This window comes from Aquirufa nivalisilvae, from assembly GCF_003143535.1.
Taxonomy (GTDB): domain Bacteria; phylum Bacteroidota; class Bacteroidia; order Cytophagales; family Spirosomataceae; genus Aquirufa; species Aquirufa nivalisilvae.
In genome coordinates this window covers 2,950,601-2,965,611 of record NZ_CP029346.1, presented here as the reverse complement: position 1 = coordinate 2,965,611, position 15,011 = coordinate 2,950,601, and the positions used below count along the sequence as shown (strand labels likewise).

Genomic DNA, 15,011 nt, shown 5'->3' with positions numbered 1-15,011 from the left:
ATGTAAATTCGTTTCCAATGAATTCAATGCGATAACTATGAAATGGACAAACGAATTTGATTTTTTAAAAGGACCACGAGCTCGTTGGAAAGAACTGATTTTTTCAATTGAAGTACTTTTTCAATACATCAAAGGATTTAGAAATCTCCATTTCATTGGGCCATGTATTACTATTTTTGGATCAGCGCGTTTTGATGCTGATCATTCTTATTATCAAACCACAGAGAAGTTGGCTGGGGAGCTTTCCAAATTAGGATTTGCCATCATGACTGGTGGAGGACCAGGGATCATGGAAGCAGCCAATAAAGGAGCCAGTCAAGCAGGTGGAGTATCGCTGGGCTGTAACATTGAATTGCCATTTGAACAACAAGCCAACCCTTACTTAGATAAATTTGTCACGATCCGTTACTTCTCAGTAAGAAAGGAGTTACTTCGAAAATACTCTTCGGGCTTTGTGGTCATGCCAGGGGGATTAGGGACTTTGGATGAGTTCTTTGAGGTCATTACCTTAATCCAAACAGGGAAAATCAATCACTTCCCAGTTGTGGTGATGGGTTTAGAATACCATGAGAAATTAATGGCTTATTTTGAATCATTAGTGAAAGAAGAGACCGTTGGTCCTAACGACTTTGATTATATCTTATTTACGGACGACATCCATTTGGCCATTGAGCATATTCAAACCAAATCAGAGAAACGAGTTCCATCTCGGGAAAATCCAAATCAACCATTGTGGATTTTGGGGGAGAAACGAATATACAAAAAGCGATAGGGAACATAGCCACCGACCTAATTTATAGGTAATGGCTTATTATAGTGGCATTTAATAAGTTGGTATACCTGACGAAGGTCATATTTATTTGGAGACTTAGGGTTGAACTTTGCGACAAACAACATTAGATTATGTCAAAAAAGCTCGCACATTCATTTCATATCCCTGTCATGGGATTAGGCTTTACCATTGATACGCCTCTTAAAGTAGCTCATTTGGGAATTTCATCAGTTATTTCCATTATGGATGATCACTTGGTCGAAGAAATGCGGGAAGTTCATTCTAAAGCGAACGGTCGAAATTTCATGCCTATTTTTAAAACAGCTAGTGATTATCGTGCGAAGCGTATTCAAGCCTATTTGAATTTGGTGAATGAATTGGTGAATGAAAAAATCGATGCCATGCGTCTTCAAACTTGGGAGGAAGGAACAGATTTACATCGTTATTTTGACTTATTGCCGGAAACGTCTACGTTGAAGCAAGCATATCTTTCTTGGCTTTTAACAAAAGAGGAATCGGTAGAAAATTACTTGAGAGAAAGTATTATTCCAGGTTCCATTGATGTGAATATTATGTCTAAAGTGAATAAGACGAATTATAACAAAGAGGGAGAAGCTTTGGAAAAAGAATATGCCGATGCTTTATCTGCACTTCGTGGGTATGCGTTGAGTGATTTAAAATCTTCTGTTATTTTTTCAGCAGGATACAATCCCTTATTATATAGTTATATCGAGCAATTTGACGACTTTTTCCCTAATGAACAAGGGGAGTTAAAGAAGCAAATCATCTTGAAAGTCAGTGATTTTAGAAGTGCTTTAACTCAAGGGAAATTATTAGCTAAAAAAGGACTTTGGATTTCTGAATTTCGAATAGAATCAGGTTTAAATTGTGGAGGCCATGCCTTTGCTACGGATGGGCTATTATTGGGCCCCATTTTGGAAGAATTTAAGAATAGTAGAGAGGTGATGAAACAAGAGCTTTTTGATATGTGTCAAAAAGTATTGACAGAAAAAGGAGGAATTAACTATGCGGAATTACCCGAGATGCGAATTACCGTACAAGGTGGAATAGGTACTAGCGAAGAAAACGAATTTTTATTGGAACATTACCAAACTCAAGGAACAGGTTGGGGAAGTCCATTTTTGTTAGTTCCTGAGGCTACCAATGTAGATGAAGCTACATTGACGGCCTTGGCAACGGCAGAGGAGTCAGACTATTACATGAGTCATGCTTCACCTTTAGGTGTTCCTTTTAATAATTTCAGAAAGAGTAGTTCTGAAAAACAACGTTTGGAAAGAATAGAAAAAGGAAGACCAGGTAGTCCGTGTAATTTAGAGTATTTATCTACAAACACCGAGTTTACGCAAAAGCCCATTTGTACAGCTTCTCGTCAGTATCAACATGCTAAAATTAAAGAGTTGGAAGCTCAGAATTTGCCTAAAAATGAATTCCAAAAGATATTTGATAAGATTACAGAAAAGGCTTGTTTGTGTACAGGATTGGGAACATCCGTGTTGAAAAATCATGGAATCAAGCCGAAACATCACTTAAATTCCATCGCAATTTGTCCTGGTCCGAATTTAGCATATTTTTCAGGGGTATATTCTTTGAAAGAAATGGTGGATCATATTTATGGACGAATCAATATTTTGAACACCCAAGATCGTCCGAACTTGTTTGTGAAAGAATTGGGCCTTTATGTGGACTACCTTAAAAATGAGTTGGCAGAAAGTATTGAAAACATGAATGTAAAGCAGGAGCGATATTTGAAGACATTCAAACAGAACCTGCTTGCTGGTGTGGAATATTATAAAGCTTTACAGGTTCCTAATTGGAAAAATATGTTACCTGATTTGAAACAAATGGAAAAGCGTATTGAAGACTTAATTATTCCAAGTTTAGAGAGAAATTTGGCCTAGTTGAGGATTAAGGGCAGATTTCTATGAACAGTTTTTTAGTTGGAGTCGGACTATAAGCCAGGCATTGGGCGCAAGTATTTTCTTTAGGGGGATCAATGATTTTGAAGGTAAAGCTGTCGCCTTCTTTGATGTTGGAAGGAAAGCTACATATACTCGCTAAAGCAAATACATGCTGGTAGTTTTTCCCTGTGGAAGGATTTTGCCAATTGACTGCCACTTTGGATGTATCGACGTCTTTATTGACAGCCTCGATGACATAATTCATACAGATTCCTTGCAGTACTAATTTGCCTTGGTAGCAGCTAGGATTCAATTTCTCTGCACTTTTACAGTGAATAAGAAGAGGCAGTAAGAGTAATATTCCGTACTTTTTCATGGTTACCTGTTGCTCATATTCATACGAAATAGCAGGAAGATTTATTGTAAATTGGGTTGCAAATTGTTTTCTTCGAGCTCAATTATTGAGCTGTAATTTAGAACATTGTTGTTGAATTCTATGGAATCAAAGAAAAAGGTGCACTTGGTTTTAGGAAGTGGAGGAGCCAGAGGCTTTGCGCACATGGGGGTCATCGATGTACTAGAAGAACATGATTATGAGATTATTAGTGTGACAGGCTGCTCTATGGGGGCGGTTGTTGGGGGAATTTATGCGGCAGGTTTTCATGAGGCATATAAAGATTGGGCTTTGGGATTGACCAAAAGCAAAGTATTTAGCCTTTTGGATTTTACCTTAGGCAAACATGGATTTGTGAAAGGAGAACGGATTTTTGAAGTATTATCTCAATTTATCAATGTTCCTCAAATTGAGGAGTTTAAGATTCCATTTACGGCAGTAGCTGCCGATATGTATACGAAAAAGGAAGTGTGGTTTCAATCCGGAGATTTGTATCGGGCATTACGAGCATCAATTGCCATACCTGGAATATTTACTCCTGTGATTGATGGAGAACATGTTTTGGTCGACGGGGGAGTGCTGAATCCTCTTCCATTAAATGTGGTTAAAAAACAAGAGGATGAACTTGTCATTGCGGTGGACTTAAATGGAGACTCTCCGTTTTTTGTTTTGCCAGAAAAGAATCAATCAGAAGATTCAGAGCTGTTAAAAGGGATTAAAGAATGGTTGGGAAAAAATTGGATAAGTCCAGCTACGCAGGATTTAACGACATTAGCTAGTACAAAATCACTGAGTGATATTCTTTTTTATTCCTATGAAATGACGCAAGATAAGGTGACGGAAATGATGGTGGACAAATATCCTCCTGACATATTGATTGAAATACCTAAATCGATATCTTCCATATTTGAGTTTGATCGAGCAAAAGAATTGATTTCTTATGGTCGAAAAGCTTGTTTGAAAGCATTATCAGCTAAAACGAAACGATAAGCTAAACATGAAAAGAAGCGCTTTATTTTTAGGTCTATGTGTAAGTCTATGCTTGTGCTTGGCCTGTAAAAGAGAAGAATTGCCGAAGTCGACCTGTTTAAAAGGAAGATTAGCGGTCCAAGGAATCTGTATGAATTATGTGATTGAAGTATTGGAGGGACAGGTAGACAGCAGTCAAGTAGAAATGACTTGGAAACACCCAATGACAGGTAAAACGTATTCTAAGGCTTTTGCCTTAAAAAGCATATGTTCTTTCCCAACAAACTTGAAAGAGGGAGATGAATTTTATTTCAGTATTTCCGCTTTACCTGAAGACAAAATGTGTGCTCAATGTAAAGCTTACAGTCCAGTACCTAACAAAGGCTTATCAATTGAAATTTGTGATTGATGTGAGTAGATTTTTACTCAGGACATGCTAATATTAGGCCAAGGGCTTGATTTAATTCTGTTCGTAAAAGTCCGCTACCTCCCCCAAAATGCTCTACCGTTTTTACATTTGAGTGAAATTGTGCGACTTTCTGTGAAATGTCTTTTTCTTCAGCTAAGCATAATCCACTGCTGAAAAGTAATACGTCCACAGGACTTATTTGGCATATAGTTGGAACTTCTTCTAGCTCACAAGTACCCAGAGCAAAAAGCTCGGGGTACTTATTTACTAGTTTGATCAGCAATGCTACGATTGCTTCGTTTTTTCCTACCACTAAGACATTATGAATTTTCATGTTGAGTATAGGATAAAATAATGGTTAGGCTTTTACTAATTGGATTTCTCCTGCGATTTTAATTTCCTCGCTAACTAATACACCACCTGTTTCTAATGCTGCATTCCAGTTTAAGCCGAAATCTGTACGGTTGATTTTAGTATTGATGGTAAATCCAGCTTTTAAATTTCCCCAAGGATCTTTAGCTACTCCACCAAATTCTACATGAATTTTTACGGGTTTAGTTACGTCCTTGATGGTTAAATTACCTAATAGATTGAATTCGTCATCACTTGATTTTTCGATACCTGTAGAGCTGAAACTGATGTTTTCAAATTTATCAGCTTCAAAGAAATCAGCGCTGGTTAAGTGTGCATCACGCTGTTCATTTCCCGTTGTGATACTAGCTGCTTTGGCTGTGAAATTAATTTTTGCATCAGCAAAAGATTCGTCAGAGCTTTCTGCATTGACATTAAAATCAGTAAATCCACCTGTCACATTCGTGATCATTAAGTGCTTTACTTTAAATTGAATTTCGGAGTGAGTAGGGTCTAATGCCCAAGTTAAATTTGCCATGATTTTTGTTTGTTATTAGTTTGATTAATTATGTGTTAAATGTGCATAGGAACTTCCATCAATAGAATTTTGGAATTTTCAGATTGTGCTTTTAGATCAAAGCCTTCTAAATCCCAAAGTCCTAATCCATCTCGAAGGTTCAAATCATAACCGTTGATTTGAAAATCGCCTTCTAAAACGAAAGCATAAACACCATTATCTGGTTTTTTTAATTGATAGTGACTTGTTTTGCCTTTTTCAAAATGACCTAAATGAAACCAAGCATCTTGGTGTATCCAAACTCCTTCATCTTCTGGATTAGGAGAAAGGATTTGCTGCAATTGATTTAGGCTATCCTTATTTTGTAAAGTGATTTGGTCATAGCGGGGTGTCACGTTTTTCTTATTTGGGAATACCCAAATTTGCAAGAATTTAACGGCCTCATTTTTATGGTGATTATACTCACTGTGGTAAATACCCGTACCAGCACTCATCACTTGAATATCTCCTTGGCGAATAACCGCCACGTTACCCATACTGTCTTTGTGTTCTAAATCTCCTTCTAATGGAATACTGATGATTTCCATGTTGTCATGGGGATGTTGACCAAAACCCATTCCACCTTTTACCATATCATCATTGAGTACTCTTAGTGCGCCAAAATGAATTCTTGAAGGATCATAATAATTGGCGAAACTAAAGGTATGAGAGCTAACCAACCACCCATGATTGGCTTGGCCCCTCGAGTCTGCTTTGTGTAAGATGCTCTTTGTCATATTGTTTTGAATTAACAATACAAAGGTCGTAACCAATAAACAGTAAAAACATAATGTAGATTAAGAAAGTAAATGGAGCTAAGCCATTAGAAAACAGCGAAATAGAAAATGAATCAACAATTAAATGGATCGTAAATATTCGCTTCGCATTTTGCTTAGGAATTCGGGAGTGACACCAATGTAAGCAGCGATTAACTTTTGCGGAACGTCATTAATTAAAGTTGGAAATGTTTGGCAAAAATTAGCGTAGCGTTGTTTGGCGCTTAGACTTAGATTATCAATGAGCCTTTGTCGATAGGCCACTAAGGAGTTCTCGGTCAAAATTCGGAAATACCTTTCTAGTGCGGGGATTTTGTCAAAGAGCATTAACTGGTCTTTTCGACTGAGTAGCACAACTTCGGAATCCATGATGGCTTGAACACTTAGATCTCCTGGTTTTTGAGATATGAAACTATACATATCGGTAATCCACCAATTGGTTGGTGCGAATTGCATGATATGTTCAAAACCATTTTCATCTATGGAAAAGGATCTTAAGCAGCCAGAAATAACCAATGCGGCATCTTTAGTAATTTCGCCACGTTCAAATAAATTCTCTTTTTTAGTTAGTTTCACTCTTCTCCAGGTTCGGTCAATCAATTCGCAATCTGCATCACTCAGAGGAATAAGCTTCTTAATATTGGATAATGCTATGTTTGCCGACATGGTATTTATTAAATCACGGTGTAGTCTATTTCCTGAAAATTGGCTACCGATGGTATCCAAATGTTTTCTACAAAGTGGATATGATCGGGATGATTCGTATAAGCTTGATAAAGGGTATTCGTTTCAAATTGCATGATTAAGCCAAATTCAAAGGGGTTTTTAGGACTTATTTCTTGTAGACATTGAAAGGATTGCACCCCAGGTATTTGTGCTAATTTTTTGGCCTCCGAGAAGAAATGATCTTGTTGCTCAAGGCTTACATTGGATTTAAATTGGAGAAATACAGAATGGAAAATCATAGCTTAAAATTTATAATCAAAGGTAGAAATATTTTGAATAACTCAGATTTGAATCTTGAATAGGTACTATTTTTAACTTTATGCGTAGGGTCATATTTAGGTTTATTTTTCATAGCCCCAATCAGTTATTTGATTTTTTTTCGAAAAAATTGGACTATTTCTTTTTCGGTATTCAAATTCCCATTACCGTATAATAATCATTTTGTCGCTTTAGCCTGATTATCAAAAAGATACAATAGATAATAAATAATTTTAATAAGGATAGTTAAGGATGGTTGACTTTGCTCAAATGAGTTAGTTGGGTCTAATAATATCATTGTTTCTTTAAATAGTTCTATTTGAGAAGCAGGTATTATACAACCCTTTTAAAACCAAACTCAAACCTCTTATTATGAAAAAACTATCATTACTAATTTTTTGTATGCTCCTGGTTTACCAAGGACTTGCTCAAAGTGTGCAAGTCCGAGGTAAAGTAAGCACTACCGGAGGAGCAGGAGTTCCCGGCACTTCGGTGTTAGAAAAAGGAACGAATAACGGTGCAGTGACTAATGCTAATGGAGAGTATTCAATTCGTGTATCATCGAGAAATGCCGTTCTGAATTTCTCCTCAGTGGGTTTATTACCTAAGTCAGAATCGGTGCAAGGTCGTACTGTAATTGACGTGCTATTGGAAGAAAATCTAAAAGAATTGACCGAAGTGGTTGTGGTAGGTTATGGCTCCCAAAGAAAACAAGATATCACTTCAGCCGTATCAGTGATTGGCATGAAAGATATTGGGGAACAGCCGGCTAGCAACATGAACCAATTATTACAAGGTCGTGCGTCCGGAGTAGTTGTTAAACAAAAAGCGGGTACCCCAGGTGGAGCTTTTGAAGTACGTGTACGTGGTATAGGTTCTTTAGGAGCAGGTAGTGATCCTTTATACGTTATTGATGGATTTGTGGTAGGTACTTCCGTGGGCTCTAACTTTAATCCGAATGATATTGAGAGTATCTCTGTACTAAAGGATGCGGCTTCTACCGCGATTTACGGAGCTAGGGGTTCAAACGGGGTAGTGTTAATTACTACTAAAAATGCTCAAGAAGGCAAAGTGAATGTGAATTTCTCTTTAGACTATGGTGTAAACTCCATTCCTGATTCACGTCGTGTGAAAATGTTGAATGGACAAGAGTTTGCTCAATTCAAGAAAGACGTTTTCATGGATGCTATTCGTATTTTACAAAATAGAGAACCTTCTTTAGAAGAGGTACCTATTGGATATCGTTATCCTGAGCAAACGAAATATTCAACAGATTGGTTTGGTGCTATTATCAACAAGAATTCTGCTTACCAAGATGCCAACTTGACGATTACGTCAGGTAAAGGCCCAATCAAGTCGATGTTTTCTGTAGGTTATTATAAAGAAGATGGTACCATCATGAACACCGATTATGACCGTATCTCGATTCGTTCCAATAACGGAGGTCAGGTTAATAAATTCTTAACGGTTGGATTAAATGTCAATGGAAGTTTGACTCGTCAAAATGTAGCTAATACCGACGGTCGTAGTGCTTTAGTGGGTGGCGCCTTATTGATGGATCCACGTGAACCTATTTATAATGCAGACGGAACGATGCGTCCTTATATTGGTGGTGTTGATGGAGCTTTTGGTTTTCCAAATCCAGTCTTTTTATTACAAAATGTAATTCGCAAAAGAAATATATCAGATGTTTTAGCCAATGCCTTTGCAGAATTCACCATCGTGGATGGATTGAAATTCAGAACATCGGTTAATGGTAAAATGAATTACAATCGATTTAAAGAGTATGTGCCTTCAACCATTGGAGCCTCAGTTGCTTCTGGAACATCGGGTGCGCCTCCAAGAATTGCGACAGCACGTGATATTTCTGAGCAATTGCAAAACGTATCTTTTGATGAATTGTTAACCTATTCTCCTAAAATTGGAGAAGAGCATAAATTAGATGCGATGGTAGGTTTTACTTCTCAGAAAGAGCAAGTATATGGTATAGATGGATCGGCAAATACTTTTCCAGATGATTTGGTTCCATATTTAGGAGCGGGATCGATTCGTTCATCAAACTCCTATGAATATAGTTGGTCTTTATTAGCCTATTTTGCTCGTGTCAATTACGCGTTAAAGGATAAATATTTATTCTCTGCTTCTTTCCGTAGAGAGGGAAGTTCTCGTTTTGGAGAAAGCAATAAGTACGGAGATTTTCCAGCGGCATCTGTAGGCTGGAGAATTTCAGAAGAGCCTTTTATGAAGGATCTTAGCTTTGTCAATGATATGAAGATTCGTGCGAGTTGGGGGGTTACAGGTAACAATAACATTGGTAACTATCCAAGTTTAGCTTTCGTAGGGGCAAATAACTACATCTTAGGAAATAGCTTCGCGGCAGGGAAAGTGATCAGTAATTTCGCTAACTCTTCATTGAAGTGGGAAAAATCAGATCAATTGGACATTGGTTTAGATTTGGCCATGTTTAATAATAAGTTGACATTCACTTTTGAGTACTATAAAAAGGTAACTAATGACATGTTATTGCCAGTGTCTATTCCGGCTGTTTCAGGTTTTACAACAAGTTTGGACAACATTGGTCAAGTTCAAAATACAGGAGTTGAATTAAGTGCTGATTATCGTACTAGTTTGGGACCTGTTAATTTCAGAACCAATGTGAATGTGACGATGAATCAAAGTAAAATTTTAGCGATCAAAGGAGCTAATGATATGCTTTGGTATGGTAGCTTTTATGGAGGTTACAATGTCATGAAAGTAGGTCGTCCGATTGGTATGATTTATGGCTACAGAAAAGAAGGAATTTTCAATACTCAGGCAGAAATAGATGCATGGGCTAAGCAAGATGGAGTAATTCCTGGAGGTATGAAGTTCAAAGACATGAATGGAGATGGCGTTATTTCTTATGATACGCAAGATATGACAGAGATTGGTAATCCAAACCCTGCATTTACTTGGGCATGGACAATGGCAGCCGATTACCGCAGATGGGATTTAAACGTACTATTTGTAGGAGCACAGGATTTTGATATCTATCGTAACATTGAAGCGTCGACCATGAACATGGACGGTGTATTTAATGTGTTAGATAAAGCAAAAGACCGTTGGAGATCTGCGACTAATCCAGGTACAAATCCAAATGATAAAAACTCACAAGGAGGAACGAGCTATTTTAAATGGTCACGTGAAAGTAGTGAGCGCTATGTATATGATGGAAGTTATGTTTGGTTAAAGGCAGTTACTTTAGGGTATAAACTTCCTAAAATGAGTAATATATTCAGCGAGTCGAGAGTATTCTTTACAGCGAATAACTTATTCTTATTTACTAACTATCCAGGAAATAATCCAGACGCAGGTGTTAGAGGTGGAACGGAATTGAACAATGACGATGAGTCATATCCAGTTCCAAGAACAATGGCTCTTGGTGTTAAAATAAACTTCTAATTCTACAGAAATGAAAAAAATAACAGCTTCAATATTATTATCCTTTTGCTTCATTCAGTTTTCTTGTCAAGAAGACTTTTTGACGACAACAGATCCTACGAGGATTGGTCGAGATTTGTTTTATCAAAATGAAACTCAATTCAATCAGGCTTTGAATGGAATATACGGTCAATTACAAACGATAACAAACTCGGCCTATATTCAGCAGGAATTCATGTCAGACAATACTACACTCGACTTCAATCCTTTGGATCGTGGTGGGGCTGCAGGTTGGGAGGCGTTTGAATTCTCCACAGTGAACCAAGGAAATGGAGAAATTTCTACCCTTTGGAACAACCATTACGCAACGATGTACAATATCAATTATGCATTGGAGAAATTAGCACCTTCTACCGTCGAAGCTACTGCAAAGGCGGCCATCGAAGGACAATTGAAATTCTTACGTGCTTACCATTATTTCAATCTGACTCGTTATTTCGGAGATGTTGTATTGGCCACGAAGACTTTGACTAATCCCAATGAATCATTTGATTTAGTACGTTCTTCTCAGGCGGATGTATACAAGCAAATTGAAACGGATTTAGCTGATGCAGTGAAGCTATTACCTGCTACTTACCCTGCATCAGGAAAAGGTAAGGTAACAAAAGGCGCTGCCGTAGCTTTGTTAGGGAAAGTCTATTTAACTAGAAAGAACTATGCCGCTGCAACCACCACATTGAAGGATATTTTAAGTTTAGGCTATTCTTTGAATGCCAACTACAAAGACAACTTTGATCCAGCGAAGAAAAACGGACCTGAGTCTATTTTTGAAGTTCAATATCAAGGTGGTAATGACTTAGGAGAGCAAAGTAACTTTGTGTACGTTTTTGCACCACGTTTATCTCAAGGAGCTGTGACAGGTTATGCCAACACGACTCCAAGTGGTAGAAATATTCCAACGCGTGATATGATCAATGCCTATGAGGCAGGAGATTTGCGTAAAGATATTTCTTTGAAAACGGGTTATACCTTAAACGGGACATTTGTTGGAATTCCATTTGTTGCTAAATACCAGTATCCACACACCATTTCTGGACGTTCAGATAATAACTGGCCAGTATTACGTTATTCAGATGCTTTGTTGATGTTGGCTGAATCGATTAATGAGTCAGCTGGACCAACTGCTGAAGCGTTGGGATATGTCAATGCGATACGTAAAAGAGCAGGTTTAGCTGATTTGGCAGGTTTATCAAAAGAAGGTTTACGCGCAGCTATTATGCAAGAGCGTCGAGTGGAATTGGCCTTTGAAAATCATCGTTGGTTTGATTTACAAAGAACCATGACTCCAGCTGAATTGACAGCATTTATGAATGCGCATGGAGCTAGAGAGAAAGCAAATCCTACTGTTTCAAGAGGAGGAATCGCCTTTAATGCCTTGGATTATGTATATTCTGATTTTGAATATTACTTACCAATTCCTGCTCCTCAAATTTTGATTAATAACAAATTAACCCAAAACCCAGGGTATAACTAAGGGATTTTTTATTTAGATTAATCTTTGTAAAATTGCCGAGTGCACGGACTTGCTCTCCGTGCCTCGGTAATACAAAGATTTAAACCTATTATAACAAACATTTCTGTGCAAAATAGTACTGAACTTATAGCCTTTTTAGGTCGATTACACCCATTAATTGTACATTTCCCCATAAGTTTATTATGGGTCGTATTGCTGCTGGAAGCGATTTCATGGAAGCAATCCTCCCATCAATTTAAACCAGCCATTCATTTGATGCTTTGGGTAGTGAGTATCTCTGCCCTATTAGCCGTAGCTTTTGGATTGATTCTTTCCAACCAAGATGATTATGCAGGCACTACGGTAGCCTGGCACCAATGGTCTGGTATAGCAACTTTGGTACTAGCAGCTTTGGCCTTGTTGGCATTCAAAGCCGACGAAACCAAATCCTATCGAGCTTTATTATTGCTTTCCGTTTTTGGAGTAACTTTTGCAGGTCATTATGGCGCGATGCTGACGCATGGTGACGATTACTTGAGCTCTGTTTGGAATCCTGAAATGTCCAAAGATTCGACTTCTGTGGCACCCAAAATTGATGTAAAAAAATTACAAGGAGATATTAATGTAGATCAAAAAGAAGCTTTAGCCATTGAGGCAAGAAGTATTTTGACCAAACACTGTACCAACTGCCATGGTACCAAAAAAGTAAAAGGGAAGCTCCGTTTAGACGAATTGAAATACGTCTTGAAAGGAGGAGAAAATGGTGAAGCCTTAGTCATTGGTCATCCTGAAAAAAGCGATATCATTCATCGTATCAAATTACCAGCTAGTCATGATGATGCCATGCCAACCAAAGGCAAGCGTCTGACAAAAGCAGAAATTGAAGTTTTAGAAACATGGATTAAGCAAGGTGCCCCATGGCCTAATTCACCAAATACGACACGACCTTTAGCTTTACCTGAAGATAAAGAAAAGGACTTGGCCATTTCTAATGACTTACCTACAGGACCAGTTCCGGCTGCCTTTCAAGAAGGAGAAAATGCCGTGGCAAGTCCCGCAGTACAAATCTTAAACACGAATCAAGTAGATGAATTGAACATCAAAGTTCGAACCATCTTAGCTCATAATTGCTATAGTTGCCACAATGCCACCAAAACCAAAGGGAAGCTTCGCCTTGATAAGAAAGAATTTCTATTTAAAGGGGGCGAAAATGGGCCTATTTTAGTGGCTGGATATCCTGATAAAAGTGATATGATTCGTCGGGTTAAACTACCTGAAGGACATGATGATGCCATGCCTACCAAGGGTAAGCGTTTGACCAAAGAAGATGTTGCTTTGCTGGAATTTTGGATTAAACAAGGTGCACCTTGGCCTACAGGCCCAGAGAAAAGTTTGTACCGAGTAGCAGCTTTAGAGCCTCGTTTACCAAGTCTCCCTACGGCTAATGCCCAAGCACAGCAACCCATCGATTTATTTGTAGATCAATATTTCAAGAAAAATAAGATTGCATGGAAAAAACCCGTGGATGATGCTACTTACATTCGTCGAGTTTACTTGGATGTGCAGGGTTTATTACCTAATCCACAAGCCATACAAAACTTCATTTCGGATAAACGTGCCAACAAAAGAGAGTTGTTAGTACAATCATTGTTGAATGATAATTCGGCTTATGCCCAGCATTGGTTTAGCTTTTGGAATGATGCATTGAGAAATGATTATACTGGAACAGGTTATATCACAGGCGGCCGATTTGGGATCTCTAAATGGTTGTATGGCTCTTTGAAAAACAATAAACCTTATGACCAATTTGTCAAAGAATTAATCAGTCCTAACAAGGAATCGGAAGGATTTATCAAAGGGATTAAGTGGAGAGGAACGATTAATTCGAGTCAAAGCACTGAGATGCAAGCCGCACAGAATGTGGCTCAGGTATTCTTAGGCTTAAACTTAAAATGCGCTTCTTGCCACGATAGTTTTATCAGTGATTGGAAATTGGATGACGCTTATGCCTTTGCCAATGTTTTTGCGGATCAAACGTTAGAAATTCATAAATGTGATTTACCAACAGGCCGTATGGCTGGCCGTGGTGTCTTATATAATTCATTAGGCAAAATTAAAGAAACACCCATCACCGCTGATCGCTTGGTTCAATTGGCAGATATTTTAGTGCAAAAGAAAAACGGTCGACTATACCGTACTTTGGTCAATCGGGTTTGGGCGCAGTTGATGGGACGTGGTATCGTTGAACCAGTAGATGTCATGGACAATGAGCCTTGGAGCCAAGATTTATTGGATTATTTGGCTTATGATTTCGCCAATAATGGGTCAGATATGAAACGATTGATGTCTCAAATTTTGACATCTAAAACCTATCAATTACCAACGGTTGGCTTCAAAGAAGTATCTATGTTAACGGCATCTAATTATGTCTTTAAAGGAATGACGAAACGTCGATTAACAGCCGAGCAATTTGCTGATGCGGTGAGCCAGTCTTTCTTCCCTTTATATTCGGATTCTGCCTTGGCAGTGAAAATGTTACCAACCGATATCAAGAAAGATATTCCTTTTGCTCGTGCTGCCTTGGTTAAAAATGATCCGTTTTTAACTGCACTAGGTAGACCTAATCGTGAGACAGTTTCAACCAGTAGAACTTCACAAGCCAATTTATTACAGGCATTGGAATTGACCAATGGAGTAAAATTCAATTATACCTTGAATACAGGGGCTAAGATTTGGGTAGCCAAATACAGCACAAGTGATGCCTTGGTGAACGCTTTGTATCGTCAAGCTTTGGGCCGTAACCCAAGTTCACGTGAAATGGAATTAGCGATACGGTACTTGGGTAAAAAGCCCAGTGTAGAAGGAGTACAGGATTTTGTGTGGGCAATCACATTACTTCCTGAATTTCAATTAATTATCTAAGTTTTGAAATAGAATATCGTGTATTT

13 protein-coding genes are annotated in these 15,011 nt (G+C 38.1%); 7 read left to right on the top strand and 6 right to left on the bottom strand.

Translation table 11 applies throughout. The annotated features are described in order from the left end of the window. Positions 1 to 37: 37 nt before the first annotated feature. Together HME7025_RS12680 and HME7025_RS12675 are read left to right on the top strand one after the other, a co-directional pair. Positions 38 to 772 carry an LOG family protein gene (locus HME7025_RS12680; protein ID WP_109324611.1) on the top strand — a complete coding sequence of 245 codons (735 nt, stop codon included), beginning with the start codon at positions 38 to 40 and terminating at the stop codon, positions 770 to 772. Positions 773 to 903: 131 nt separating this feature from the next. Continuing rightward, positions 904 to 2,691, top strand: coding sequence for a hypothetical protein (locus tag HME7025_RS12675; protein ID WP_109324608.1), 1,788 nt, complete (start codon positions 904 to 906; stop codon positions 2,689 to 2,691). 7 nt (positions 2,692 to 2,698) lie between these two features. On the opposite strand, the gene HME7025_RS12670 is transcribed toward HME7025_RS12675, so the two are convergent. Further along, the gene (locus HME7025_RS12670; RefSeq protein ID WP_109324607.1) at positions 2,699 to 3,067 is read right to left on the bottom strand and encodes a hypothetical protein; all 369 of its coding nucleotides are present in this window, start codon (positions 3,065 to 3,067) and stop codon (positions 2,699 to 2,701) included. A 120-nt stretch (positions 3,068 to 3,187) separates the two neighbouring features. On the opposite strand from HME7025_RS12670, the gene HME7025_RS12665 reads away from it, so the two are divergent. Beyond that, positions 3,188 to 4,075, top strand: a complete 888-nt coding sequence (locus HME7025_RS12665) for a patatin-like phospholipase family protein (RefSeq protein ID WP_109324606.1) — start codon at positions 3,188 to 3,190, stop codon at positions 4,073 to 4,075. Between the two features lie 7 nt (positions 4,076 to 4,082). Continuing rightward, the gene (locus HME7025_RS12660) at positions 4,083 to 4,463 is read left to right on the top strand and encodes a hypothetical protein (RefSeq protein WP_154401977.1); all 381 of its coding nucleotides are present in this window, start codon (positions 4,083 to 4,085) and stop codon (positions 4,461 to 4,463) included. Between the two features lie 13 nt (positions 4,464 to 4,476). Here the strand turns inward: HME7025_RS12660 and HME7025_RS12655 are convergent, their stop codons facing one another. The 5 genes from HME7025_RS12655 to HME7025_RS12635 all read right to left on the bottom strand — a co-directional run bounded on the left by HME7025_RS12655 (position 4,477) and on the right by HME7025_RS12635 (position 7,111). Continuing rightward, positions 4,477 to 4,797 carry a hypothetical protein gene (locus tag HME7025_RS12655; protein WP_109324604.1) on the bottom strand — a complete coding sequence of 107 codons (321 nt, stop codon included), beginning with the start codon at positions 4,795 to 4,797 and terminating at the stop codon, positions 4,477 to 4,479. 24 nt (positions 4,798 to 4,821) lie between these two features. Further along, on the bottom strand, positions 4,822 to 5,352 hold the full coding sequence (locus HME7025_RS12650; RefSeq protein ID WP_109324602.1) for a YceI family protein: 531 nt from the start codon (positions 5,350 to 5,352) through the stop codon (positions 4,822 to 4,824). 35 nt (positions 5,353 to 5,387) lie between these two features. Further along, entirely contained in the window at positions 5,388 to 6,107 is a 720-nt protein-coding gene (locus HME7025_RS12645) for a pirin family protein (protein WP_109324593.1), read from the bottom strand. Between the two features lie 120 nt (positions 6,108 to 6,227). Continuing rightward, a complete protein-coding gene (locus HME7025_RS12640; RefSeq protein WP_109324592.1) occupies positions 6,228 to 6,812 on the bottom strand; it encodes a Crp/Fnr family transcriptional regulator in 585 nt (194 codons plus the stop codon). 8 nt (positions 6,813 to 6,820) lie between these two features. Continuing rightward, on the bottom strand, positions 6,821 to 7,111 hold the full coding sequence (locus HME7025_RS12635) for a Dabb family protein (protein WP_109324591.1): 291 nt from the start codon (positions 7,109 to 7,111) through the stop codon (positions 6,821 to 6,823). A gap of 391 nt (positions 7,112 to 7,502) precedes the next feature. On the opposite strand from HME7025_RS12635, the gene HME7025_RS12630 reads away from it, so the two are divergent. The 3 genes from HME7025_RS12630 to HME7025_RS12620 all read left to right on the top strand — a co-directional run bounded on the left by HME7025_RS12630 (position 7,503) and on the right by HME7025_RS12620 (position 14,985). Continuing rightward, a complete protein-coding gene (locus HME7025_RS12630) occupies positions 7,503 to 10,571 on the top strand; it encodes a SusC/RagA family TonB-linked outer membrane protein (RefSeq protein WP_109324588.1) in 3,069 nt (1,022 codons plus the stop codon). A 10-nt stretch (positions 10,572 to 10,581) separates the two neighbouring features. Beyond that, complete coding sequence (locus HME7025_RS12625; protein ID WP_109324587.1) at positions 10,582 to 12,084, top strand: RagB/SusD family nutrient uptake outer membrane protein; 1,503 nt, start codon at positions 10,582 to 10,584, stop codon at positions 12,082 to 12,084. Between the two features lie 105 nt (positions 12,085 to 12,189). Further along, complete coding sequence (locus HME7025_RS12620; protein ID WP_161956248.1) at positions 12,190 to 14,985, top strand: DUF1549 domain-containing protein; 2,796 nt, start codon at positions 12,190 to 12,192, stop codon at positions 14,983 to 14,985. The last annotated feature ends 26 nt before the right edge of the window (positions 14,986 to 15,011 follow it).